Genomic DNA, 25407 nt, shown 5'->3' with positions numbered 1-25407 from the left:
CTATGGACGTAAAGTTGGGTATATCCGGAAGGTTCTTAATGAAGCGCTGCCGGACGGTTCGCTGACGTGGTATAAAAAATCTTCAGAAGGAGCGCCCATGACCGATACCCGACATATCCGCCAGACTTTTCACCGCGCCTCAGGCCTTGAGCTGCGCAGCACCTGGCAGAGTACGCAGGCGTACAAACGCCACAGTCACCCTCAGCTTTCCATCGGCGCGATTGTGGAGGGCCAGACCCGCTGCGTGTGTCATGACAGAGAGTACATCCTTAACCCCGGGGACCTCATCACGATCCCGGCCGGTGTGCCGCACAGCTGCAACCCCGTCGCCGGGCAACCGCGCAGCTACCATATGCTCTACATCGACACCGGGCTTCCGCTGGCGCTACAGGTGATTCGTAGCCCAACCCTGTTTGCCCATTACCTGGACGTTGTTGAGACCCTGTCTCCGGCGTCCCTTGAGACCCTGCTTTCTGCCCTTCCCCGCGCCGCGGATAACGCTGACGCGCTTCGCGCAACCAGCCAGCAGGTTCAGCAGGCGTTTCTTTCCGATCTCACCTGCCCGCCTTCCCTCGACGAGCTTGCCCAACGCTTCTCGCTGCGCAAGGAGACGCTGATCCGCACCTTCAGGCAGGACACCGGCCTGACGCCGGGCAGCTTTCTCAACATCTCCCGCGTGGAGTACGCCAAGGCGCGGCTGCGTGCCGGGGATGATATTGCCGACGTTGGCTACCAGAGCGGCTTTGCCGACCAGAGCCATTTTCATAAGACCTTCGTCAGCTATACCGCCGCCACGCCGCGCCAGTACGCCACCGGCCGATCAATATCAGACAATAAATAGGTTCTGCAGCGCCGTACTCTGACCTCGGATTGTTAACCGAGGTCGCTATGGAACTGTTCTTCCCTTCCGCTTTTCTCGCCCTGGCGCTGGCGCACTTTGTTGCCCTGTTAAGCCCGGGCCCGGATTTCTTCCTGCTGGTGGGCTACGCCGCGCGCTATCGGCTGCGCGGCAGCGCCGGACTGTGCCTCGGCATTGCCGCGGGCAACGCGCTTTATATTCTTCTGGTGATTATCGGCTGGAGCGCGCTGCGCCAGTTTACGTGGCTGTTTACGCTTATCGAGCTTTGCGGGGCGCTGTACCTGCTGTGGATCGGCTCGCATCTGATTCGCAGCCGCCAGCAGGCGCTGGCGCTGAATGAAACCCACCAGCGCTTTCCCTCACGGCAAAAGCAGATCCTGCTGGGGCTCGGTTCGGCGCTGCTAAACCCGAAGAACGCGCTGTTCTATCTGGCGCTGATGACGGCCTTGCTGGGGCCGGACGTCACGCTGCTTCAGCAGGCGACCTGCGGCGTCTGGATGGTGATGGTGGTGCTGGCGTGGGATGTCGCGCTGGTGTCGCTGATGGGGCTATCGGCGGTACAACAGAAGCTCAGCCGTTCGCTGTGGTGGATTGAGCGCACGGCGGGGGTGGTGCTGATGGGATTTGGCGGGTGGGTGCTGTGGCGATTGTGCGTTAATACTCTGTGACCCGGCTCCATCATTTGCATTGAAATACACATTCATGACACCCATGAATTATTGTAACTCATAAACATAAAGCATTGATTTAGATCGATTTTTTTAGTCGATCTAAATTTTTAACCATGATAAAAAGAGGGTTTTAATTCATCATCAAAAATGCCTGAAAAATGGGCAAGGACGCTTTTATGAGTACCCTGAATTTCTCCCAAACGGCAGCCTTTATCTGGTCTGTTGCAGATCTCCTGCGCGGTGATTTTAAGCAATCTCAATATGGCCGCATTATTCTTCCGTTTACCCTGTTGCGCCGCCTGGAATGCGTGCTTGAAGAGACTAAAGAGGCCGTCGTTATTGAGGCTCAAAAAGTCCGCTCTTCTCCCCTGCCTGAAGAAGCGAAAGAAAAGTTAATCCTGCGTGCCACCAACGGGCTGACGTTCTTTAACGCCTCGCCGCTGGATTTGAGCAAAATGGGCCAAAACGACATCAGGGCCAACCTGGAAAACTACATTCAGTATTTTTCCAGAGATGCGCGGGAAATTTTCGAGCACTTTAAATTCAGCGAATTCATTGGATTACTTGATGATGCCAACCTCCTCTACAAAGTGGTGCAGAAGTTTGCCACCACCGATCTCAGCCCGCAGGCCATCTCCAACCATGACATGGGGCTGGTCTTTGAAGAGCTGATCCGTCGTTTTGCCGAAAGCTCGAATGAAACCGCCGGTGAGCATTTCACGCCGCGCGATATCGTTCGCCTCACCACTTCGCTGGTGTTTATGGAAGACGACGAGGCGCTTACCAAAGAGGGCGTTATTCGAACCCTTTACGACCCGACGGCAGGCACGGGCGGATTTCTCTCTGCCGGGATGGAGTACGTTCACGAACTCAACCCGAATGCGGTGATGCGCGCGTTTGGCCAAGAGCTGAACCCGGAGTCCTACGCTATCTGTAAGGCCGATATGCTGATAAAGGGTCAGGACGTCAGCCGAATCAAGCTGGGCAACACCCTGTCTAACGATCAGCTTCCCGCCGATCGCTTCGATTACATGCTGTCGAACCCGCCGTTTGGCGTGGACTGGAAGAAGATCGAAGCCGACGTTAACAACGAGCATCGCAAAGGATTTGACGGGCGTTTCGGGCCCGGCCTGCCGCGCGTTTCCGACGGCTCGCTGCTGTTCCTGCTGCACCTGATCAGCAAAATGCGCGATGCGGATACCGGCGGGCGCATCGGGATCATTCTCAACGGTTCGCCATTGTTCACGGGCGGTGCGGGCAGCGGCGAAAGCGAGATCCGCCGCTACATCCTTGAAGCCGATCTGCTGGAAGGGATTGTCGCCCTGCCCACCGACATGTTCTACAACACCGGGATCGCCACCTACGTGTGGATCCTGTCGAACAAAAAGGCGGCGGAGCGTAAGGGCAAGATCCAGCTGATCGACGCCAGCAAGCTGTGCAGCAAAATGCGTAAGTCACTGGGCGCGAAGCGCAACATGATGAGCGAGGAGGACATTCGGCTCATCACCCGCACCTTTGGCGACGCCGAGGTCGTGGATCTTAAGGACGCGGACGACAAGCGCGCTGTCGCCAGCAAGATTTTCAACAGCACCGACTTTGGCTTCCGCCGCCTGACGATTGAGCGCCCGCTGCGCCTGACGGCGCAGGTCACGGATGAATCTATTGCCGCGCTGCGCTTTGCGCCAAAACCGCTTAACGCACCGATGGGGTGCCTGTATGACGCGTTCGGTGCCTTCTGGCAGGACGAGAACTACGGCAACTTTGCCGAGTTCGAGGTGGAAGCGCGCGCCGTTATCAAAGCTGAATTCCCTGAGCTTAAAGAGAAGCAGATTAATGATCTGCTCGACGCAACGCTATGGCGACAACAGCGCGCGCTGATGTTCAAAGCGCAAAAAATCCAGACGGCGCTCGACGGGAAAGCAGGTGGTCTCGCTCAGCCAAGCGATGATTTCAATCAGTTCCAGCTGACGCTCAAAGAGGCGTTTAAAACCGCCGCCGTTAAGCTGGATGCCAAAGAGCATAAGCAGTTCATCGAGGCCATTACCCGCAAAAACCCGGACGCGGAGCCGGTCGTCAAAAAGGTGCTCAGGGAAGGTGCGCAGCCGCTGTACGGCGCGTTTGCGTACCGCGGACAGGTGGTGGAGTTTGAGCAGGACGGCGACCTGCGCGACAACGAGAACGTGGCGCTCGATCCGTCTGTTTCGACCAGCGATTTGATTGAAGGTTACGTGAAGGCGGAGGTGCTGCCGCACGTGCCGGACGCCTGGATTAATGCCGATAAGCGCGACGCCCACGACGGAGAGGTTGGGGTCGTTGGGTATGAGATTCCGTTTAACCGGCATTTTTATGTGTATAAGCCACCGCGCCCGCTGGAGGAGATTGACGCGGAGCTGGATGCGCTGAGCGCGGAGATTATGAAGCTGCTGCAGGAGGTACACTCCTGATGGCTGGACTTAAAGAATATAAACCTTATGAGCATTATGAAGATGCTTATGCAGTTTGGTATAAGAAAAAACCGGCTCACTGGAAATGTGAGAAGTTCAAATATTATTTCAGCGAAAAAGCTAAAAAAAATGCAGCACACCTAAAAGCTGGGGCCATCAGTTTTGGAGAGGTAACTTACAAGGACGAGAATAATTTATCGATTGACACTAAAAACTCTTACCAGGAAGTACTCGCAGGTGAGTTTGTTATAAACCCATTAAATCTCAATTTCGACTTAAAGAGTTTACGGACTGCCCTATCCAAAATTAATGTAGTTGTTAGCACTGGATATATCATCCTGCGTATTAATGGCCTGTTAAACCCTCATTACTCCCGTTGGCTTTTGCATCAATTCGATGTTTCTCATATGAAAACATTAGGTTCTGGAGTGCGACAGACTATTAGTTATAATGATATTGGCAACTCTTTCTTTTGCAGGCCATCTTTAGAAGAGCAAACAAAAATAGCTATGTTTCTCGACCACAAAATCTTAAAGATAGACAGCCTTATACAAAAACAACAAAATCTCATCGAACTACTAAAAGAAAAACGTCAGACAGTAATAAGCCATGCCGTAACCAAAGGGTTAAATCTTGATGTACCGATGAAAGATTCTGGGGTTGAGTGGTTAGGATACATGCCTTCACACTGGCATGTAAGCAAAATAAAATGGATTATTTGTTTGAAAAGTGGAGAATCTATTACGAGTAATGAAATAGCATCCGATGGAAACTACCCTGTTTATGGAGGAAATGGTCTTAGAGGCTTTTATAAAGAGTACACTCACGATGGCAATTATGTAATAATTGGTCGTCAAGGTGCGCATTGTGGAAACGTACAATACGCAAATAACAAATTCTGGGCTTCTGAACATGCTATTGTTGCCACCCCAACATTCAAATACAAAATAGCATGGTTAGGGGAACTCTTTCGTGCAATGAATCTTAACCAATATTCGGTATCTGCTGCGCAACCCGGTCTTGCCGTAGAAAATATTAGCGACCTAAAAATACCTATTCCTCCATATCCAGAACAGAAAAAATTAGCTAAGTATATAGAAAATCATATATCTATAAATGATAAACTAATTAAAAATTCTTTGAATTGTATCAAATTATTAAAAGAACGCCGCACCGCCCTGATTGCCGCCGCCGTCACCGGCAAAATCGATCTGCGCGACTGGACGCCTCCCGCCAGCAGCACCGAAACATCCCTCACCGCTGAGGAGGCCACCGCATGATCGCCGACGTCACCAAAGAATCGAACCTGCAGACCGATATCATAAACCAGATATGCCAGAACGGCTGGGTCCCCGGCACGAGCAGCAAGTACGATCGTGAACGTGCCCTCTATCCGCAGGATGCGCTGACGTTTGTCCAAATCACCCAGCCGCAGGAGTGGGAAAAATTTACCCGCATCTATCCCAATGACACCGAGCGTCATTTTCTCGATGCGCTGGTGGCGCAGCTTAAAAAAGCCGATGCCAACGCCACCGATCTCCAGTCCCGAACCTACGGAACCCTGGGGGTGCTGCGCCACGGCATCAAAAGCCATAACGCGCGCTTCTCGTTATGCCAGTTCAAGCCGGACCACAACCTCAACCCGGACATCCTTGCGCGCTATCGGCAAAACATTTGCCGTATCGTCCCGGAACTTGTCTACAGCCCTCACGCCACCAGCAATGCCACGGATGCAAAAGCCAAACGCTGGCGCATCGACCTGGTGCTGTTTATCAACGGCCTTCCCGTTGCCACTCTCGAACTGAAATCCGAATTCAAGCAGACGGTCAACAGCGCCATCAACCAGTACAAAAAAACGCGCCTCCCAAAAGATCCGGAGACCAACAAGCCTGAGCCGCTGCTGGCCTTCAAGCGCGGCGCGCTGGTGCACTTCGCCGTCAGCCAGTACGAGGTCTACATGACCACCCGGCTTGCCGGTGATGACACGTTCTTTCTGCCGTTCAACAAAGGCACTAAAGAGGGTGGCGCGGGGAACGACATCCCGGAGGATCACCATGAATACGCCACCCGCTATCTCTGGAACGAGGTATTGCTCCCCGACAATCTGCTGAAGATCCTCGCCTGCTTTGTCCATCTGCAAATCGAGGAAAAAGAGGACTGGGACGGTAAAAAGGTCAAAAAAGAGAACTTGATCTTCCCGCGCTATCATCAGTGGGACGTGGTGAACAAACTCATTGCCGCCGCAGATCAAGAAGGCACCGGCAACAAGTACCTTATCCAGCACAGCGCCGGATCCGGAAAATCGAACTCCATCGCCTGGACGGCGCATCAGCTCTCGTGCCTGCATAACGAAAAGGGGGAAAAACGCTTCCACTCGGTGATTGTGGTGACTGATCGCACCGTGCTGGACGATCAGCTGCAGGACACCATCTATCAGTTTGAACATGCGGACGGCGTGGTCGGGCGAATCAACAACCGCGAGGGGGAAGGCTCGAAATCGGAGAAGCTCGCCAGCGCGCTGGAGCATTCGCAGCCCATCATCATCGTCACCATTCAGACCTTCCCGTTCGTACTCAAAGCAATCGAAAACAGCACCTGTCTCAAAGAGCGAACCTACGCGATTATCGCAGATGAAGCGCACTCCTCCCAGAGCGGCTCCACGGCGCGCCAGCTGAAAGAAGTGCTGATGAGCGAAGGGACCGACGACGACATGGTCCTCACTTCTGAAGATATCCTTGATGCCACCCTTGCCGCGCGCAGCGGGAGCAGCAATCTTAACTTCTACGCCTTCACCGCGACGCCGAAGGCGAAAACCCTGGAGCTTTTTGGCCGTAGACCCAACCCGCACGAGCCCGCATCCAGAACCAACAAACCTGCGACGTTCCACGTTTACTCCATGCGTCAGGCCATCGAGGAGGGCTTTATCCTCGACGTGCTGAAGAACTACACCAATTACAAAGTGGCCTATAAGCTGCTGCAAAGAATGGGCGACAAAGACCGGGAAGTGGACAGCAATCGGGCGAAGATCAGGCTCAACCAGTGGGTAACGTTGCACGATCACAATGTTTCGCAAAAGGTAAAAGTCATCATTGAGCATTACCGCCAGCACGTGATGCATCTGCTCGGCGGACAGGCAAAAGCGATGGTGGTCACCAGCTCTCGCAAAGCAGCCGTGCGCTATAAGCTGGCGTTTGATAAATACATTGCCGACATGGGCTACGGAAAGATCGCTGCGATGGTGGCGTTCTCAGGCGAAGTTGAGTTTCAGGAAAATGACATGAACAGCCTTGCGCTGTTGCACCAGAAATTCACTGAAATCAATATGAACCCGGCGCTCAAGGGCCGCGACATGCGTAGGGCGTTTGATACCGATGACTATCAGGTGATGCTGGTGGCCAATAAGTTCCAGACCGGCTTCGACCAGCCGAAGCTGTGCGCCATGTACGTGGATAAAGCGCTTGGCGGCGTGGAGTGCGTACAGACGCTGTCGCGGCTGAACCGAACCTATCCTGGTAAAAAGGAATCCGGCACCTTTGTACTCGATTTTTATAACGAACCTGACGACATCCTGGCTGCCTTCCAACCCTACTACCAAACGGCTGAATTGACCGATGTCAGCGATCCAGGTCTGGTGTTCGATCTGTACGAGAAACTTCGCGCGACGGGGATATTTTTATGGCACGAAGTCGAACAGCTATGCGAGGCTTTTTACAGTAAGAAGAAATCGAATGCGACGCTCAGCAATATTTGCCTGCCTGCAGTAAACCGCTGGGCAATGCGGTATGCCTCCGCGAAAGAGGCGTATATCAGCGCTAAACAAATCTATGAATTAACAAAAAAGGATTCCCCTAACCCCATTTTGCTCGCGAACGCGGAAAACAGTTTTAAAGCCTGCAAGCAGGAAAAAGATCGTCTGGAGATCTTCAAAAAAGATCTCGGCAGCTTTGTACGCTTTTATGAATTTATGTCCCAGATCGTCGCCTACGATGACAAGTCGCTGGAGAAGTTAAGCCTTTATTGTCGACATCTTCGCCCCTTACTGCGCGAAGAGGCAACAGATGAAAATGACGTCGATCTTTCCAATGTTGAAATGAGCCACTATCGGCTTTCAAAAATCCTGGAGCAGCATATCAAGCTTCAGGAGGATGCCGCAGAGTATAAGCTCAACCCGGTTAATGACGTCGGCACCGCAAAAGCAAAAGATAAGAAAGAGGAGTTTATGTCGCAGGTGCTGTCGCAGCTCAACGAGCTGTTTATCACCGAAAATCTGACCGACAAAGATATGCTCAACTATGCCTTTGTGGTTTACGATAAGCTCGCAGAAAACAAACTTGTCATGACCCAACTCGACAATAACACTCGTGAGCAGGCCATGCTGGGCGACTTTACGAAAGCCATTGATGACGCCGTGATAGACAGCAACGAAGCGCACAAGGAGATGATGATGCAGTATTTATCGTCTCCTGACGTTGCCAAAGGGTTTGCTCATCTGATGTATGACATCGCAAAAATGCGCAGGGAATTAACTCATGAGTGATATTCAACTTTTTAGCTATAGTGCTAGCGGCGTAAAAGAACTTTCCGGTAAAGCAGCAACCATCGAAAAAGAGCTGCAATCCTTGATAGAGTCCCGAATGGATACTTTTCTCGGCGTTCGTTTTCTCGACAGTGAATACAGTACCGGTAAGACCCACCGTGGACGCATTGATTCACTGGGTCTGGAAGAATAACTGCCTTTTGCTCCGGGGAAGATTTTTCTCCCGGAGCAGGTTAATCAAGCCCCTAACCGATAATCCCAGTCATCCGAATGAATAACGTTACCGTCACGATAATGCCAGGTAATCTTTTCATAACGAAGCAGAACAAGCTCAAGATGCCCCTGTTTTTCATGATAAGTCTCTTTCACGTCATGCATTAATGAAAACAGCGTGACGACTTTTACCGATTCCAGCGTTATCGTGAAATAGATTTCTTCCTGACCGGCATCATTGATTCTGTAAAGGTCGATAGTCGCTTTCCTGAGCGTACCGCCCGTGCTGAGCGCTTTATAGAGATAAACGCTGGAGGCATCAATTTCCTTTTCAATGAGAAAAGGGCGATGCTGGCGTTTGCTCAACACTCTGCCATTATGCAGGTCAGAATTATAGCTTACGTTATGATAGAGTCCTAAAACCTCAATTTGGTTTTCACGGTCTGTAACTTTCACGCTCCCTTTTATAATATTACCCGCATCGTCAGTTAATGACATATATCCCGGAATGGCCATTTAAATATCCTTATCGAATGGAACAGAGTGTTCAACGGTGGCAATCATAACGGCGAGACATCTTTTACCCTCAGGGCTTTTTATTTTAAACATCTCCCTGATGGAATCTACATAAAGCTTATTGCTCTCTGCTTCCGTCTCAGGGAAATTAGCAAAAGCGCAGACTTGTTCAATAGTGAGCAACGGTTTATCGTCTTTTAATATTGCTAAGACACCCTCAGGGTTATGCGGGATGGCTTCTGAAAGCGCCGCCTTTAAATCTTCAGCCGTACTGGCGTCTACTCCGGTTTCAAGGGCACTCGCCACCGCTAACCATGCTTGTGTTCCGCTCCTGATTTTCGGGATGATATGGTTCCACCATTCCGGCTCATCGTTATCATTTGAGTTCATTTCACCAACAACAGTGCTGGCCCCCTTGTCGTTTATCATTTGTAAAATCTGTTCAGGCGTATGATTTTTGGCAAATAAGCCCATCGGTAAGGACAAAAAGAATAGCGCAATAATATATTTCATTATCGTACCACCAGTATTGTGTCACCAGAATCATAAATTATATGGCGCTTGTCCTGGCCGTTCATAATGATGCAACCTGCTGACGCAGTACCTGGCGGCAGCCCTTTTTTATCACCATGAATTTGAAAGTGATCTCTACCAAAGGTATTGGTTCCGGCTATAGGCTCAAGAATTATGGCCTCTGCACTTTTATGATTATTCCATCCGGCAATAAAATAAATACCTCTGGGGATGGGCCCTCTGTTTCGTTGACTTTCACACTCGGGTTTATCTTTCGATTCACCAGCGCCGCTGTAGCAGTTAGCGACAAACTCACCGTTATGGCTCAATACTCCTGTCGATACTTTATATTCCCATGTCATTAATACCACCTCCTTTTACAAATAGTTCTTTATCTTATGACGGACAAGAAAATAGAAATTACCAGGAAGATCACAAAAACTTACTGCCGAGAATAGACAAGCACAAAAAATATATAAAAATGAATAATAGATAATTTTAATACATATATTTTTTAATATAATAGCGGTCTGTTCGCTCAGATTATGCATCCACCTCCTCTTACACCAGTTTTGCACTTTTGGTGAACTTCCCTCTATCCTTACCCCATGGAAAAAATAGCTGAACTCAAACGCGCCAAGCTGCTGGCGCTGTCGCTGCTGCTGGTTGCCGCCGCGGCGTTTATCACCACCCTGTTCCTGCCGCAGACCTTCTGGGTGCGCGGCGTGAAGGCCATTGCCGAGGCGGCGATGGTCGGCGCGCTGGCAGACTGGTTTGCCGTAGTTGCGCTGTTCCGCCGGGTGCCCATTCCGTTTATCTCGCGCCATACGGCGATTATCCCGCGCAATAAAGACCGGATCGGCGACAATCTCGGCCAGTTTGTGCAGGAGAAGTTTCTTGATACCCAGTCGCTGGTGGCACTCATCCGCCGCTATGAACCTGCCCAGATGATCGGCGCCTGGTTCAGCAAACCGGACAACGCCCAGCGCGTCGGGCTGCATTTGATGCAGGTGATGAGCGGTTTTCTCGAACTCACCGACGATGGACGCATTCAGCGCCTGCTCAAACGGGCGGTGCATAAGGCCATCGACAAGGTCGATTTCACCGAAACCAGCGCCGTGATGCTGGAGAGCATGACCAAAAACAACCGCCACCAGGTGCTGCTGGATGCGATCATCAACCGTCTGATTACCCTGATTCAGCGGGAGAGCACGCGGGACTTTATTGCCGATCAGATTGTCCACTGGCTGAAGACCGAACACCCGCGCAAAGCGATGGTGCTGCCCACCGAGTGGCTGGGCGATCAAAGCGCGGAAATGGTGTCGAACGCGGTGAACACGCTGCTGGACGATATCAGCCACGACCGCACGCACCAGATCCGCCAGGCGTTCGACCGTGCCACGCTGAAGCTTATCGACAACCTGAAAAACGATCCGGAAATGGCGGCGAAAGCCGACAACATCAAGCACTACCTGAAAAACGATGAGGCGTTTAACCGCTATCTGGGAGAGATGTGGGCCGACCTGCGCCAGTGGCTGAAAGCGGATATGCAAAGCGAGGATTCGCGCGTGAAGCAGCGCATCGCCAACGCCGGGCTGTGGTTTGGCGAAACGCTGTCTAACGACGCCAGCCTGCGGGCGTCGCTGAACGAGCATCTGGAGCAGGCCGCGCACCGCCTCGCACCGGATTTCGCGGCGTTTCTGACGCGCCACATCAGCGACACGGTCAAAAGCTGGGACGCCAAAGACATGTCCCGACAGATTGAGCTCAATATCGGAAAAGACCTGCAGTTCATCCGCGTCAACGGCACGCTGGTCGGCGGGACGATTGGCCTGATCCTGTTTTTACTCTCGCAGCTGCCTGCCGTGCTGGGACATTAATCTACTTTGGGCGGCGCGATGACGTAGCGCGTCGCCTCAAAGCGGTTGAGGATCAGGTGCACCAGGAAGACCATCGTCAGCGTTGCGACCAGCGAAAAGGTAACGGAGGTGATGCGGTAGAGATCGCTGAACACCAGGTCAGTGTCCGGGTGCATGTTCTGCCCGAACATAATGCCGATGGTCGTGATGCTGGAGAACCCCACGCCCGCGCCCACCTTTTCCATCACGTGCAGACGCGCGCCAAACGCCAGCCCGAGGCCAATCAGCGGCATCATCAGCAGCATATGGCTGCTGTGATCGTAGAGGATCAGCTGCACCACCAGAATATAGAGACAGCCCAGCACCACGCCGACCACGCGCCAGATCGAGCTCATCACCGAACCGCGGTAGTGCATGGGGAACAGGATCAAAATCCCCGCCATCAGCGCCGAAAGCGAATCGCTTAAGTCGCTAATCTGAAACACCACGAATATCAGCGTCGCGACGGTGCCGGAGAGCAGCGACTCGTGGCGCACGCGGGCATCGTCTTTCTCAATCAGCGGCGGCGGCCTGCGGGGCTCCACGTCCGGCAGGAGATAGTTCATCAGCGCGCTCAGGCACACCGCCATCACGCTCGCTTCGATGTTGGAAAACAGCAGCGTGTGCCAGCTGGTGGTGGGGTAGCTCATAAAGTTGAGCATCACGCTCTGGCACACCACGCCCATTGAGCCAAACAGGAACAGCGGCCCCTTGCTCATAAAGCGAAAACGCATCACGTACAGGGCAAACACCACCAGCGTCATGATGACCGGCCATTGCGACAGATAGCCGATAATGAAGATCATTTCGACGCAGTTTAGCGCGGCGCTGAAGATAAACTGCTTCGCCACGTGGCGGTTAAACACCGGCACCAGCGACAGGAGCATGATCGGATAGACTACGAAAAATACGCCGTAGCTGGTGTTGTAGAAGCTGGAGATGCTCAGCGCAATCATCCCGGCGAAGACGATGCGCAGGGTCTGGCGAAAGTCGTTTGCCGTATAGACGATGTTGCCGTGCGGGGTAAACACCCGCGCCAGGGTGCTAATAGACATAGTGAAGCAGGCTCACCAGGTGGATCTGCATCCCCGAGAAGAAGCGCGCAAACGGCCCCTCGCTGTTGTAGAGCTGCACGGTGGCGCGCGCGCCGGTCGGCAGATGCTTCGGCAATTCTTCGTCCAGCGCGACGTGAATACGCATGCGTTGGGCATCGCGCACCCAGCGGTTGGAGGTTTCCGGCTCGGACAGCTGGCCGTTCACGGCCTCCTGACCCGCCAGTATCCCCGCGTCGCTGCTGGTCACGTGGGCGCGGAAAACGTACCCCGGGAAGGCGTCAAACACCACGGCGGCATCGGTGCCCTGATGGGTATGGCGCAGGCTTTTTTCGCGAAAATCGGCGACGATATCGGTCTGGTTGTTCACTAGCGCCAGCGCGGCTGAACCCGAGGAAGCGTAAAAGCCCGGGCTTAACTGCAGGTTACTGACCGTGCCGTCCGCCTGGGCATAGACCTTCGTCCAGCCGAGGTTAAGTTCCGCCTCATCCAGCGCGTTACGGTATTTTTGCAGCGTCACGTTGCGATGCTCGTCCCGCTCGCCGCGCTGAATGCGCAGGTTATGGATATTGGCCTGGATAGAGCTGACGGACTGCTCGCTGCTCTGCCAGGTGGTTCGGACCTTATCCAGATCCGCCTGCGAGACGTTCTGCAGGGTACTCAGCTTCTGGTAGCGATCGAAGGTCACTTTATCGTTACGCGCGGTCAGCACGGCGGTTTTCAGGCTGGCCTGCGCGGCAGCGATCTGCGCATCCAGCTGGTCGTTGGAAAGGCGTGCCTGCTCAAGCGCGATTTGCGCCGCTTCCACTTTATTGCGAAACGGCGTGTCGTCGAGCTCAAACAGCAGATCGCCTTTCTTCACCTGGCTGTTGTTGTGGACATGTACCGCCGCCACGTAGCCGGAGACGCGCGGAGAAACCGGCGTCACCACACGCATCACGGTGGAGTCCGGCGTCAGCGGGATCCAGATATCCGCGACGATAAAGTAGACAAACATCAGCAGGAAAGAGGCAATACTCACCCTTACCCAGCGGGCAAACTTTTGTTCAGGGGTCATTATTTTTCGGTCTTGTTATCTTCTTCGCGGATTATCCGCAAATTGCAGGCGAATTGATTCAGGGTGGCGCTGAAAATGTCGATATGTTCCGGCGCGATGTTTTGCGATACGCGCGCCTGATAGGTCTCAATCACCCGAGTGAGCCTTTGTAATAGGGCTTTTCCCTCAGGCGTCAGCGTCAGAAGCCGGATGCGCTTGTCATAAGGCGATACGGAGCGCAGCAGGTAACCCTGCTTTTCCAGCTGTGTCAGGGTGCGCATCAGCGGCGGCAGTTCAATGCCCTGCACCTCCGCCAGCTCACTCACGGAGACGTTATCCCCGAGCTGATGAAGCTGCATCATCACCGTCCAGCTCGACTGGGTTAACCCGGTATCGAGAATGGCGTCGTCGATTACCGCACGCCACTGGCGCACGATCATCGCCATCCGCATGCCCATCGGCCTGCGGCTAAACAGTTCTTCTTCGCTCATGGGGAAACCTCTCGTCACACGCGGTAACGATAATAGTTATCAGGGTAAGTATCAAGAAACGAGAGGTAAAAGAGCAGGAATTGCGAAACGATTTTCTCCCTCTCCCCGTGGGAGAGGGTCGGGGTGAGGGCACCAGCCCGCAGCAGAGTTTAGCGGCTAAAAAGTCTCTGAACGGCACTTTTCCCCGAAGCCGTCACCACCACCTCCCTGTACCCCGCCACCCGCTGGATCCACCCTTTGCTTTCCAGATGAATGAGCAGCGCCGCGCCCGCCTCACCGCCCAGATGAAACCGCCGCTCGCTCCAGTCCAGACAGGCGCAGCAGGCTTTTCGCCGCGGGTGAGCGCTTAACGAAACGCCGAGCGTCAGGAACTGCTCGCGGCCATACGGCGTGAGCGCTGAACCGTCTGCCTCCAGCCAGCCTTCCGCCTGCATAAAATCGTAGATTTGCACCGCAACCGTTCCGGCAAGATGGTCGTAGCAGGTTCGGGCTTCGCGCATGGCTTTCGGCGCGGTCGTTTCAGGCGGGGTGATGCGGCTCCAGGAGAGCCCCATCATCTGCTCGACCAGCGCCGCCACGTCGTGCCCCGCCAGACGATAATAGCGGTGCCGCCCCTGCGACAGGCAGGTAATCAATTGCCCTTCCACCAGCCGGGCGAGATGGCCGCTGGCGGTCGACGGCGCAACGTCTGCCGCCGCGCTCAGCTCGGTGGCAGTCCACGCCCGCCCGTCCATCAGCGCGCACAGCATCTTTACACGCGACGGATCGGCCATTGCGGCAGCCACCGCGGCAATGGCCTGTTCCAGCGCCGCGCCGTTATCAGGAGGTAGGCTCGTTTTTAACATGTGTCGCCCAGGGTTCGGTGATCTCTGCGGCCAGCTTATCATCATCCGTCAGCAGAATAAGGTGATTCGCGTGGTCGCTGTACTGGGTAAGGATAGACACGCCGCGTGCAGCCAGCGCCGCCGCAATTTCACCCAGCTCGCCGGGGCGCTCCTGCCTGAGTTTCCGGATCACCGGCTTACGCACCGCCTGCACGGTAAACCCGGCGTCGAGCAGCACGCATCGCGCTTTTTCCCCGTCTTCCACCAGAAAATGGGCATCGGTACCAAATACGCCTCCGCCCTCCAGCCCCACGCCGTTGCGCCCGAGCAGCTGTCCAAAGCGCGCCAGCTCGCCGGGCCTGTCGCTAAAAATCACATGAACGTCATACATCCGTGTGCCCTCCGGTTTCGGAACTGTACTCCCGCACCAGTTGCGCCACTCGAATGCGGTAGTACGCGAAAATCGACTCCCGCCCTTCGGCCTGCGCCGCCTGATGGAAGACGTTCTGCTTCCAGCGGCGGACGGCCTCTTCGTCGCGCCACCAGGAAAGGGACAGGATTTTGCCGTAGGTCGTCAGGCTCTGAAAACGTTCGATATCAATGAAGCCATCGATGTCCGCCAGCAGAGGTTTGAGTTCGGCAGCGAGCTGCAGGTAGCGCGCCTGATGGGCGGGCGCGGCTTTGGCTTCGAAAATGACTGCAATCATGATGGTCTCTCCGTTGTGATGTCGGGGAGAGGATGCAGGGTAGAGAGGAATGATGCTTCGGCAAAGAGCGAAATGTTGTGCCGGATGGCGCTGCGCTTATCCGGCCTGTGGGCTCCTGTAGGCCCGGTAAGCGCAGCGCCACCGGGCAGGTTTTAGCTCAGAATCGACTTCGGCTCCATAAACGCCCGAATTCCCCACTCGCCCATCTCGCGCCCCACGCCGGAGTGCTTAAACCCGCCGAACGGCGCCTTCGGCTCATGGGCAAGGGTATTCACCAGCACGCGACCGGAAACAATCTGCTGCGCCACGCGTCGCGCGCGGTTCGCATCGCCGCCCAGCACCATCGCGCTCAGTCCGTAGTCGGTATCATTGGCAATGGCGACAGCCTCCGCCTCGTCACGATAAGGGATCGCGCACAGCACCGGGCCGAAAATCTCATCACGGGCGACCGTCATCTGGTTGTTCACGTCGGCAAACAGCGTAGGGCGCACAAACCAGCCGTCTCGCGTGCCGTCTGGTCTCCCTTCACCACCCGCCAGCAGGCGCGCGCCCTCTTCGATTCCTTTACGGATATAGCCCTGCACCCGCTGCCACTGCTTTTCGCTGACCATCGGGCCGACATCCGTCGCGCTATCGCGCGGATCGCCCGATTTCACCGCCGCCACGGCCTGCGCCAATGCGGCTTCGATCTCCGCCTTGCGCGCCTGCGGCACCAGAATGCGCGTTCCGGCCACGCACGCCTGCCCGCTGTTCATAAATCCGGCCTGAATCACCAGCGGGATCGCCTGCGCCAGATCCACATCATCCAGCAGGATCGTCGGCGATTTACCGCCTAATTCCAGGGTAACGCGCTTAAAGCTCTCCGCCGCGTTGCGCAGGATCGCCTTGCCGGTATTCGTCGAGCCGGTAAACGAGATTTTTGCCACGTCGGGATGACGGCTGATGGTTTCACCGACGGTTTCGCCGCGTCCGGTGACGATGTTAAACACGCCCGCCGGCAGCGCGGCATCGCGCAGCGCTTCGGTGATGATGTGTGTTTGCAGGGCGCTCATTTCGCTCGGCTTGATGACTGCCGTACAGCCCGCAGCCAGCGCGGCCGCCAACTTGCCGCAGATAAACCCCGCGTCGCTGTTCCACGGCGTGATAAGCCCGGCCACGCCAAGCGGCGTCATCTGCACCGTCGCTGCGCCTGCGGGAATGACGAACTCAAACGCCTCCAGCGCCTCGATGGCCTGAGCAATCACCTCCGCCGGATAGCTGGCCATCCACGCCGAGCGCGAGGCGGGCGCGCCGTACTCTTCAATGACCGCTTCCAGCAGATCGTCGTGGCGAGCGGCCACGGCGGCGTGCATACGTTTAAGCGCCGCGATGCGTTCCTGCTTTGTGGTCTGCGACCACGCCGGAAACGCCGCTTTCGCCGCCGCAACGGCGCGCTCCGCGTCAACCTCGTCCGCCAGACGAACCTGGCCGATGACCTGCGCCGTCGCCGGGTTGTACAAATCAAACCACTCGGTGCCGTGCGGGGTAACAAATTCGCCGTTAATAAAGATCTGTTCGATGGTGTGCATATAAACCTCCTCAGGCTGTGTGAGCACAGTCTGTCACGGCTTCTCCGTTGCGATAATCCACGCTATGCTGCAAGGGTTGTTTCGATTTTCAGGATAATCTATGCATCGTTCAGGTCTGACAGAGCTGGAAGTGGTGATGGCGGTCGTGCGACGCGGCAGCTTTCGCGCCGCCGCGCAGGAGCTGGGCATGTCGGCCACGGCGGTCAGCAACGCCATCGCCGGGCTGGAGAGCCGCCTTGATACCCGCCTCTTTAACCGCACCACCCGCAGCGTGGCGCTCACCGACGCCGGACAGCGCTACGTGGCACGTATCGGCCCGGCCCTGCAGGAGATCCGTCTCGCCAGCGAGGAGATCCACAGCGACACCGGGGAACCCGCCGGCACGCTGCGTCTGAACGTGCCGAACCATATCGGCGCCCTGTTTCTGGACCAGCTGCTGATCGAGTTTATGATCCGCTACCCGAAGATGCGCGTAGAGACCGTCAGCGAAGCGCGAATGATCGACATCGTCGCGGAAGGCTATGACGCGGGGATCCGCCTTGAAGAGTCCGTGCCGCAGGACATGATCGCCGTGCCGCTGACCGGGGAGATCCGCCAGCTGGTCACCGCCACGCCGGACTATTTTGCACGCCACGGCATTCCGCAGACGCCGGACGATCTGCTTTCGCATCAGGGGATTGGCATGCGCATGGCCCACGGCGGGATCTACCGCTGGGAGCTGGCCCGTCGGGGGGAAACGTACGCCCTTGCCGTGCCGCCGCGCTTTGCGACGTCCGATCTTTTTGCCTCGATCCGGGCGGTAAAAGCGGGATTAGGGGTGGGATTTTTGCCGGAGCTGTATATCCGGGAAGAGCTGGAGCGTGGAGAACTGGTGAGCGTCCTAAACGACTGGGCGCAGCCCTTTGCCGGACTGCGCCTGTACTACCCCGGCCATCGCCACGTCCCGCCAGGCCTGCGGGCGCTGGTGGCAACGATCCGCGAGCGCGGGATTATTCCAGGTTAGCCTTATTCAGCCCGTAAGCCGCATCCAGCGAGCCCGGCGCCATGCGGGAGGTGATCCCCAGACGGTTCCAGGCGTTGATCGCCACGATGGCGAAGTTCAGCTCTGAAATCTCGACGTCCGAGAAGTGCTCCGCCACGCTGCGGTACAGCGCGTCGCTCACGCCGTGAACGCCAATCTGGGTCAGCGCTTCGGTGAAGGCCAGCGCGGCTTTCTCGCGGGCGCTGAACAGCGGGGACTCGCGCCAGGCCGCCAGATGGTACAGGCGCAGCTCGCGCTCGCCGGCAATTTTGGCCTCTTTCGAGTGCATATCCAGGCAGAAGGTACAGCCGTTCAGCTGCGACACGCGAATGTCGATCAGGTGCTTCAGCGCCGGGTCGATGGAGGTTTTTGCCACCTCCATGCTCAGGGCAGACAGCGCGTTGGCGAGGGCGGGTGTAACTTTGTGGTGGTTAACGCGAGTGCTCATTGTCTTTCCTCTTTTTTGTGCGGCATATGTCATGCGATGCGGCAAATCTACGCCGTTCATGACATAGTAAAAAGACACAAAAAGCGTGAAACGAGGTAGGACATGAAGCCGGGCTATCACGAGATTTATTCCCGCTATCGCGACAACATCACGCGCGGCGTGCTGAAGCCGGGCGATAAGGTGCCGGCTATCCGCGTGCTGGCGGAAGAGCTGAAGGTGGCGCGTAAAACCGTCGAAACGGCGTATGCCATTCTGACGGGGGAAGGGTATCTGGTGAGCCAGGGCGCGCGCGGCACGCGGGTCAACCCGGATCTACTGTTGCCGGATAAGAGTGCCCCAGCGGAGCAGCCCACCGGCGCGCTTCCGGCATCGCTCATCAGCCAGCGCGAGCGGGCCGGGTTTCTGCGCCCTGGCATCCCCGCCCTCGACAGCTTCCCGTATAAAAAATGGTTGTTGCTGGCGGGTCAGGCGACGCGCGCCATGCGTCAGGAGGAGATGCTCAATCCGCCCGTTCTGGGCTGGTATCCGCTGCGCCAGGCCATCGCCAGCTATCTTAATATCTCACGTGGGCTGTCCTGCAGCGCCGAACAGGTGCTGATCACCAGCGGCTACAGCGGCAGCCTGCGGCTGATCCTCGACACCCTCGCCAGCCGCAGCGACAAGGTAGTGTTTGAGGATCCGGGCTACTTTATGGGCCAGCAGCTGCTCAAGCGGATCGTGCCGCGCCTGCACACGGTGCCGGTCGATCGCTGCGGCATCGATACGGAATACCTGCTCCGTCACCATCGCGACGCCCGTTTTGCCATCGTCACCCCGTCGCACCAGAGCCCGCTGGCGGTCACCCTCTCCCTGCCGCGCAAGCAGCAGCTGCTCGACTGGGCCAGCCAGAACGAGGCGTGGATCATCGAAGACGATTACGACGGTGAGTTTCACTACACCCGCAAGGTGCTGCCGTCGCTGAAAAGCCTCGACCAGCACGATCGGGTGATTTTTATGGGCACCTTCAGTAAAACCATCATGCCGTCGCTGCGCATGGGCTACGTGGTGATGCCCGCCAGCACCGTCGGGGCCTTTACCGACTGCGCGGACATTACCACCACGGGCCAGCCGGTGCTGACGCAAAAGATCCTCACCGCGTTTCTCAACGAAGGGCATTTTTTCCGTCACCTGAAAAAGATGCGCGCGCTGTATCAAACCCGCCGCGACTGGATGATTGCCGCCCTGCGCGAGGTGTATGGCGATCTGTTTTTCACCGAGCAAAATGACGGCGGGATGCATATCGTGGCGTTCCTGACCAGAGGAAGCGGTGACCGGGAAGTGGCGCGCTGCTGGCAGGAACAGCAGCTGCAGGTGAATGCGCTTTCGGAGTGGTATTGCGGGTCGGGCAAACGCTACGGGCTGGTGATGGGCTATAACAACGTGCGGTCGTATGAAGAGGCGCTGGCGTTGCTGGAGAGGCCGAAACGGGAGACGCTTGAAATATTACTCTGAAATCAGATATCTGCCCAATTAGCACCGATTTAAAATATCGATATAATCTGATGGCTTTTTTACATTTCTAAGGAAAAGAAAATGAAATCAATTTTGGGATTTGATTATTTATTAACACCACGCGTGCTGGTCTTATTTTACTGGATCGCCATGCTGCTTATTTTTGCGGGCGGTGTGTATACCATGTTCAGCGACCACCTCATCACGGGCTTTATCGGTACGATATGCAGCCTGGTCGGATGCCGCGTGATGTTCGAACTGATTATGGTTGCGTTCAAGAACAACGAATATTTGCGCCGTATCGCTGAAAACACGTCGGTAAAATCTGCCGAATAATCCGCTTTTTATATGCCGGGTGGCGGCTAAGCCTTACCCGGCCTACGGGATCGAGCAGGCCCGGTAAGCGTAGCGCCACAGGGCAATCCTATGCTCACACATCATACCGCGACAACCCAACGTCCTTGAGCTGCTCGTCGCTCATCTGGCTCAGGATGCGGCGAGTGCGGTTGATGCGATACCAGTTGCAGATCGTTTTGCCGATCCAGACAAACACGACGAACGGACGTTTTGAACGGTTCTCATAGAATTCCATGATGCTCTCCTCACTGTACCAGTGGGGTTATCATCCTGGAAATTGGCCTGTGCAATACAGACTCAAAAACAGCTTTTGTTTAACATACAGATCCGCTAAAACAGTATCTGCATGCCAATTTTTACGGCAATCTGTACTGGTTTTACAATCTGTATGGTGAAAACAAAGGATACAGCATGACGCGCTATCAACATCTCGCCAACCTTCTGGCAGAACGCATTGAACAAGGGCTGTATCGCAGCGGCGAACGTCTGCCGTCGGTGCGCACGCTGAGCCAGGAGCACGGCGTGAGTATCAGCACCATACAGCAGGCCTATCAGATCCTCGAAAACCTCCAGCTGATCACCCCTCAGCCGCGCTCCGGCTATTTTGTCTCGCAGCGCAAGGCCCAGCCGCCGGTTCCGGCCATGACGCGACCGGTGCAGCGCCCCGTGGACGTCACCCAGTGGGATGAGGTGATGATGCTGCTGGACGCCCGTGCCGATAAAGAGATGATCTCCTTCGGCGGCGGCTCGCCGGATATTAACCAGCCGAGCCTGAAGCCCCTGTGGCGCGAGATGAGCCGCATCGCGCAGCACAACCCTGCCGAGATGCTGAGCTATGACGTGCTCGACGGCCGCCTGGAGCTGCGCGAGCAGATCGCCCGCCTGATGCTGGACGGCGGCTCCACCGTGGCAGCGAACGAGATTGTCATCACCAACGGCTGCCACGGCGCGCTGTCGATTGCCCTGCTCTCGGTGTGCAAGCCGGGGGATATCGTGGCGGTGGAGTCGCCGTCGTTTCATGGCACCATGCAGATGCTGCGCGGATTTGACATCAAGGCGATTGAAATTCCTACCGATCCCGAGACCGGGATCAGCATCGAGGCATTAGAGCTGGCGCTGGAGCAGTGGCCGATCAAGGCCGTGATTCTGGTGCCCAACTGCAATAACCCGCTCGGGTTTATCATGCCGGAAGCGCGGAAAAAGCAGGTCTTAGCCCTGGCCCAGCGGCACGATATCGTGATCGTGGAGGATGACATTTACGGCGAGCTGGCGGCGGAGTACCCGCGCCCGCGCACCATTCATTCGATGGATATCGACGGCCGCGTGATCCTCTGCAGCTCGTTTACCAAAACCGTGGCGCCGGGCCTGCGCGTCGGCTGGATTGTGCCGGGGCGCTATTACGACCGGGTGATGCACATGAAATACGCCGCAGGCGGGTTTAACGTGCCGGGTACGCAGATGGCGGTGGCGGCGTTTATTCGCGACGGCCATTACCATCGCCACGTGCGCCGTATGCGCCAGATTTATCAGCAGAATATGGAAACCTACACCTGCTGGGTGCGGCAGTATTTTCCGGCAGAGATTTGCGTCACGCGCCCGCAGGGCAGCTTCCTGCTGTGGATTGAGCTGCCGGAGAAGGTCGATATGGTGTGCGTCAGCAAGCAGCTGTGTCGGCTGAAGATCCAGGCCGCGGCCGGATCGCTGTTTTCCGCCTCCGGGAAGTACCGCAACTGTCTGCGGATCAACGTGGCGCTGCCGCCGACGGAGAAGAATCGCGAGGCGTTGAAGAAGATGGGTGAAGCGATTGTGATTGCGATGGAGGAGTAGTGCGGCCTGATGCCCTCACCCCGACCCTCTCCCACAGGGAGAGGGAGAAAACCGATCCTGTAGGCCCGGTAAGCGCAGCGCCACCGGGCAACAGGCAGGTTACTCGTCGAAGTACCAGTATCCCTGGTTAATCAGCCCGGTGAGCTCTTCAACAAACGCCGGGTTATTCAGCGCATCGCCCAGCTCGGCCTGGCCGAGTTCGGTGTAGCGGCACAGCGCATCCGCCGCTTTCGCGTCTACCGTCTCCAGCTGTTCGCTGTTGATAAAGAAGCTGCCGTTGACGTTCAGCACGCGCAGGCCGCTCAGGCGAGACAGCGTTTCGCCGCCCTGCAGCGCGTCCAGCACCTCTTCCGGCGCGTACGGCGGCTCGGCGGTGGCGATATCCAGCTCGTGGCGCGGCGTGGAGACAAAGCTGCCGAACCATTTTGTGAAATCATCCGGCTTGCTAATCATGTCGAACATCATCTGGCGAATGCGATCGAGTTCGTACTGCTCCACGCGGCCCGGGTGTTCGCGACAGGTCAGATCCGGATCGCTGTAGTGCTCGCCCCCCAGATCGTTTTCCAGCGCGTAATCGGCGAAGCTGCTGATCAGATCGCGACCGTTCGGCCCGCGGAAACCGACGGAGTAGTTGAGCGCCGTCTCATGGGTAAAGCCGTCGTGCGGGAATCCAGGCGGGATGTAGAGGATATCGCCCGGGGCCAGATCTTCGTCGATGATCGGCTCGAACGGATCGACATGCAGCAGCGCAGGATGCGGGCAGAACTGACGCATCGGCAGCTTGTCGCCCACGCGCCAGCGGCGGCTGCCCATCCCCTGAATGATGAACACGTCGTACTGATCGATATGCGGACCCACGCCGCCGCCCGGCACGGAGAAGGAGATCATCAGGTCGTCCAGACGCCAGTCCGGCAGGACGCGGAACGGACGCACCAGCTCCGCGGCGGGCATATGCCAGTGGTTCACCGCCTGCGCCAGCAGCGACCAGCCGGTTTCACCCAGATCGTCAAAGTGCTCAAACGGACCATTGCTGGCCTGCCATTTGCCGTTGAAATGGCTCACCAGACGGCTATCGACTTCCGGCTCCATCGCCAGCCCTGCCAGCTCGTCCGGGGTGATCGGGTCGACAAAATTCGGGAAGGCATTTTTCAGCACTACGGGTTGTTTTTGCCAGTATTTCTCAAGAAATTCCGGCCAGTTCAGGTTCAGTTGATACGCCATGGGTAGCACCAGTGAGAGGGGAAACAGGCGCGATTATGGTGGAGAGCGTGGAGGGCTGCTTTGTCGTGGGTCAAGCGCAGATGATTTGCCTGCCACGCGCGTGTTGGCAATGATTAAACCTGGTCATTAGGTGAAGTGGTATTAAAGTAAAACTTAAATGATAATTTTTCCTGAACCTTTTCCCCCGTCCGACGTTTACTTTTACTCAAGGCATCTTACCTCTTAAAACTGGTAGTTTTTTAATTTTAAGAACAAGATTAGCATTAGAGATTGTCATTCTTTATATTTAGCTCTAAGCTATTTTCTTTTGCATACCTGGCTCATTAAAGGCAATGATTAGAATCACAAGGACTGTTGAAAGCGAACATTGCTTACAAGAATATATTTCAACGTTTTCTGCCTTAAATAATCTTATTGACCGACACCTTTCTAAAACTTATCTCAATCTTTTTGCCCGCCCTCAGCAGGCTGAAGATGGTGCGGTTGAATGGTATAGCGAAATAAATGGTAAACCCCAACGCTTTAACGCTTTAAACGTCGTTGAGCGAGACAAAATCGCCATACTCCTCTCACAAAAGCTGGCGGCACTCACTCAACTTCATCAAACACTCTCGACTAGCGCGCAGACTTCTCCCGAAACACTGCAGTTACTGGCAAAAATAGCCAGACAGCCCTCACCAGAAAGAATATGGATCGTTGACGGTCAGCCTGTGATTACAGGCTGGGACATCATGCCTGAAACTAAGTTGCCGGCAGAACCGCTGGCTAAAAAGCGTGGGTGGTTATGGCTGGGGCTTTTAGCACTGGCTCTGCTTCTGGCTCTTGTTCTCCTGCGCGGCTGCTGGCCGACTGTCAAAGTAGCCACTCCTGCCGTTTCTCCCGTCCAGCCAGCCCCTGAGCATCAGGTCAAAATGCTCTGCCCGGCACAGCGGACAAAACAGCAGGCACCTGAAATGGTTATTATTTTTGATGCTTCTGGCTCTATGGCCATGAGCATGGATGCCACACCAGAAGAGATAATGCGGTGGATGCAGGATAAACCTGTACCCGGTATCGATCGTGAACCTCGTCGCATTACGCTCGCGCATCAATCCGCTAAACACATTATCGATGACGTGCCAAATGACATGGACATTAGCCTTATTGCCGCAGCTAATTGCCACCAGGTGAACGCAACTCCGGCTTTCCTGCCGGAACAACGCGCTGAGCTAAAAAAGTTAATTGATAAAATCCAGCCGGTGGGTAAAACCGCTCTGGCAGAGGCGTTAGAAGAGGCGGGGAAACGAGTTAATGGCGTTGACCGTGATGCCATAATTCTACTGGTGACGGACGGGGAAGAGACATGCGGAGGCTCGCCTTGCGATGTCGCGCTTGAGCTAAAAAAACGTAAGCCCCGATTACAGGTCAATGTTGTCGATATCATGAATACCGGCGCCGGAAACTGTATTGCCAGCAATACAGGTGGAAAGGTATTTGCTGTCAATAATACGCAGGAGTTTAATAAGATGATGAACAACGCCGTGAAGGAATATATACCGCAGGGTTGTGATTAACACATTAGAGAAAATGAATACATTGCCAGAAATATAGTTTCACAGCGAAACTTTTTTTGCGGCAATCGGATATGCGCACGTCCCAATAATAAGTTTAGTTTAGGTCTAAACGTTTTCGGCCATTTGCCGATAATACTCAATATTTTGTTGCCATAAACAA

At 55.5% G+C, this 25407-nt stretch carries 24 protein-coding genes and 1 pseudogene; 12 read left to right on the top strand and 13 right to left on the bottom strand.

Annotated features, from left to right (window positions below; translation table 11 throughout):
- Window positions 1-97 precede the first annotated feature (97 nt).
- The 6 genes and pseudogenes from UR289_RS11875 to UR289_RS11850 form a co-directional block, all read left to right on the top strand.
- Complete coding sequence (locus UR289_RS11875) at window positions 98-841, top strand: AraC family transcriptional regulator (RefSeq protein WP_320710215.1); 744 nt, start codon at window positions 98-100, stop codon at window positions 839-841.
- A gap of 47 nt (window positions 842-888) precedes the next feature.
- Window positions 889-1527, top strand: coding sequence for a LysE family translocator (locus UR289_RS11870; protein WP_320710213.1), 639 nt, complete (start codon window positions 889-891; stop codon window positions 1525-1527).
- Window positions 1528-1706: 179 nt separating this feature from the next.
- Window positions 1707-3974: a class I SAM-dependent DNA methyltransferase gene (locus UR289_RS11865; protein WP_320710211.1), complete on the top strand. Its 2268-nt coding sequence runs from the start codon at window positions 1707-1709 to the stop codon at window positions 3972-3974.
- Entirely contained in the window at window positions 3974-5254 is a 1281-nt protein-coding gene (locus UR289_RS11860; RefSeq protein WP_320710209.1) for a restriction endonuclease subunit S, read from the top strand. Before UR289_RS11865 ends, UR289_RS11860 begins: the two co-directional genes overlap by 1 nt.
- A complete protein-coding gene (locus tag UR289_RS11855; protein WP_320710208.1) occupies window positions 5251-8511 on the top strand; it encodes a type I restriction endonuclease subunit R in 3261 nt (1086 codons plus the stop codon). Before UR289_RS11860 ends, UR289_RS11855 begins: the two co-directional genes overlap by 4 nt.
- A pseudogene (locus UR289_RS11850) lies at window positions 8504-8701 on the top strand (DUF91 domain-containing protein); the annotation flags it as partial. The gene UR289_RS11855 and the pseudogene UR289_RS11850, both read left to right, overlap by 8 nt.
- A gap of 47 nt (window positions 8702-8748) precedes the next feature.
- Here UR289_RS11850 and tssD read toward each other — a convergent pair.
- The 3 genes from tssD to UR289_RS11835 are packed head-to-tail and all read right to left on the bottom strand — an operon-like array spanning window position 8749 to window position 10115.
- Window positions 8749-9240 carry a type VI secretion system tube protein TssD gene (gene tssD, locus UR289_RS11845; RefSeq protein ID WP_167818840.1) on the bottom strand — a complete coding sequence of 164 codons (492 nt, stop codon included), beginning with the start codon at window positions 9238-9240 and terminating at the stop codon, window positions 8749-8751.
- Complete coding sequence (locus UR289_RS11840; RefSeq protein WP_232938658.1) at window positions 9241-9753, bottom strand: hypothetical protein; 513 nt, start codon at window positions 9751-9753, stop codon at window positions 9241-9243.
- Complete coding sequence (locus tag UR289_RS11835; RefSeq protein WP_039262252.1) at window positions 9753-10115, bottom strand: tlde1 domain-containing protein; 363 nt, start codon at window positions 10113-10115, stop codon at window positions 9753-9755. The genes UR289_RS11840 and UR289_RS11835 overlap by 1 nt, the downstream gene beginning before the upstream one ends.
- Before the next feature lie 246 nt (window positions 10116-10361).
- Between UR289_RS11835 and UR289_RS11830 the strand changes: the two genes are divergently transcribed.
- Window positions 10362-11633, top strand: coding sequence for a DUF445 domain-containing protein (locus tag UR289_RS11830; protein ID WP_032660921.1), 1272 nt, complete (start codon window positions 10362-10364; stop codon window positions 11631-11633).
- Here the strand turns inward: UR289_RS11830 and UR289_RS11825 are convergent.
- From UR289_RS11825 to UR289_RS11795, 7 genes are all read right to left on the bottom strand, one after another.
- Window positions 11630-12706 carry a DUF2955 domain-containing protein gene (locus UR289_RS11825; protein ID WP_023310256.1) on the bottom strand — a complete coding sequence of 359 codons (1077 nt, stop codon included), beginning with the start codon at window positions 12704-12706 and terminating at the stop codon, window positions 11630-11632. The two genes, UR289_RS11830 and UR289_RS11825, sit on opposite strands and share 4 nt — an antisense overlap.
- Window positions 12696-13763 (bottom strand): HlyD family secretion protein, encoded by a 1068-nt coding sequence (locus tag UR289_RS11820; RefSeq protein ID WP_320710368.1) that lies wholly within the window; start codon window positions 13761-13763, stop codon window positions 12696-12698. Before UR289_RS11820 ends, UR289_RS11825 begins: the two co-directional genes overlap by 11 nt.
- The gene (locus UR289_RS11815) at window positions 13760-14230 is read right to left on the bottom strand and encodes a MarR family winged helix-turn-helix transcriptional regulator (protein ID WP_094935516.1); all 471 of its coding nucleotides are present in this window, start codon (window positions 14228-14230) and stop codon (window positions 13760-13762) included. Before UR289_RS11815 ends, UR289_RS11820 begins: the two co-directional genes overlap by 4 nt.
- Window positions 14231-14379: 149 nt before the next feature.
- Window positions 14380-15075 carry a winged helix-turn-helix domain-containing protein gene (locus tag UR289_RS11810; protein ID WP_320710205.1) on the bottom strand — a complete coding sequence of 232 codons (696 nt, stop codon included), beginning with the start codon at window positions 15073-15075 and terminating at the stop codon, window positions 14380-14382.
- Window positions 15050-15445: an amino acid-binding protein gene (locus UR289_RS11805; protein ID WP_069303617.1), complete on the bottom strand. Its 396-nt coding sequence runs from the start codon at window positions 15443-15445 to the stop codon at window positions 15050-15052. The genes UR289_RS11810 and UR289_RS11805 overlap by 26 nt, the downstream gene beginning before the upstream one ends.
- The gene (locus tag UR289_RS11800) at window positions 15438-15761 is read right to left on the bottom strand and encodes an antibiotic biosynthesis monooxygenase (protein WP_320710203.1); all 324 of its coding nucleotides are present in this window, start codon (window positions 15759-15761) and stop codon (window positions 15438-15440) included. The genes UR289_RS11805 and UR289_RS11800 overlap by 8 nt, the downstream gene beginning before the upstream one ends.
- Before the next feature lie 152 nt (window positions 15762-15913).
- On the bottom strand, window positions 15914-17329 hold the full coding sequence (locus UR289_RS11795; protein ID WP_320710202.1) for an aldehyde dehydrogenase family protein: 1416 nt from the start codon (window positions 17327-17329) through the stop codon (window positions 15914-15916).
- A 100-nt stretch (window positions 17330-17429) separates the two neighbouring features.
- On the opposite strand from UR289_RS11795, the gene UR289_RS11790 reads away from it, so the two are divergent.
- Complete coding sequence (locus UR289_RS11790) at window positions 17430-18332, top strand: LysR family transcriptional regulator (RefSeq protein WP_221702827.1); 903 nt, start codon at window positions 17430-17432, stop codon at window positions 18330-18332.
- Here the strand turns inward: UR289_RS11790 and UR289_RS11785 are convergent.
- On the bottom strand, window positions 18319-18798 hold the full coding sequence (locus tag UR289_RS11785) for a carboxymuconolactone decarboxylase family protein (protein WP_014882392.1): 480 nt from the start codon (window positions 18796-18798) through the stop codon (window positions 18319-18321). The genes UR289_RS11790 and UR289_RS11785 overlap by 14 nt on opposite strands.
- Window positions 18799-18900: 102 nt before the next feature.
- Here UR289_RS11785 and UR289_RS11780 point away from each other — a divergent pair, with 102 nt between their 5' ends.
- The gene (locus UR289_RS11780) at window positions 18901-20289 is read left to right on the top strand and encodes a PLP-dependent aminotransferase family protein (RefSeq protein ID WP_320710199.1); all 1389 of its coding nucleotides are present in this window, start codon (window positions 18901-18903) and stop codon (window positions 20287-20289) included.
- An 81-nt stretch (window positions 20290-20370) separates the two neighbouring features.
- Window positions 20371-20625, top strand: coding sequence for a DUF4282 domain-containing protein (locus UR289_RS11775; RefSeq protein ID WP_032660945.1), 255 nt, complete (start codon window positions 20371-20373; stop codon window positions 20623-20625).
- A gap of 94 nt (window positions 20626-20719) precedes the next feature.
- On the opposite strand, the gene UR289_RS11770 is transcribed toward UR289_RS11775, so the two are convergent.
- Window positions 20720-20881, bottom strand: a complete 162-nt coding sequence (locus UR289_RS11770; RefSeq protein WP_023334364.1) for a DUF1127 domain-containing protein — start codon at window positions 20879-20881, stop codon at window positions 20720-20722.
- 176 nt (window positions 20882-21057) lie between these two features.
- Between UR289_RS11770 and UR289_RS11765 the strand changes: the two genes are divergently transcribed.
- The gene (locus tag UR289_RS11765) at window positions 21058-22473 is read left to right on the top strand and encodes a PLP-dependent aminotransferase family protein (RefSeq protein ID WP_033144539.1); all 1416 of its coding nucleotides are present in this window, start codon (window positions 21058-21060) and stop codon (window positions 22471-22473) included.
- Window positions 22474-22572: 99 nt separating this feature from the next.
- On the opposite strand, the gene UR289_RS11760 is transcribed toward UR289_RS11765, so the two are convergent.
- Window positions 22573-23694 carry a cupin domain-containing protein gene (locus tag UR289_RS11760; RefSeq protein WP_033144538.1) on the bottom strand — a complete coding sequence of 374 codons (1122 nt, stop codon included), beginning with the start codon at window positions 23692-23694 and terminating at the stop codon, window positions 22573-22575.
- A 332-nt stretch (window positions 23695-24026) separates the two neighbouring features.
- Here UR289_RS11760 and UR289_RS11755 point away from each other — a divergent pair, with 332 nt between their 5' ends.
- Complete coding sequence (locus UR289_RS11755; protein WP_033144537.1) at window positions 24027-25247, top strand: VWA domain-containing protein; 1221 nt, start codon at window positions 24027-24029, stop codon at window positions 25245-25247.
- The last annotated feature ends 160 nt before the right edge of the window (window positions 25248-25407 follow it).

The organism is Enterobacter sp. 302C9 (genome assembly GCF_034106085.1).
Classification (GTDB): Bacteria; Pseudomonadota; Gammaproteobacteria; order Enterobacterales; family Enterobacteriaceae; genus Enterobacter; species Enterobacter asburiae_B.
Note: the sequence above shows the minus strand (reverse complement) of the source record. Positions and strands in the feature narration are given on the sequence as shown.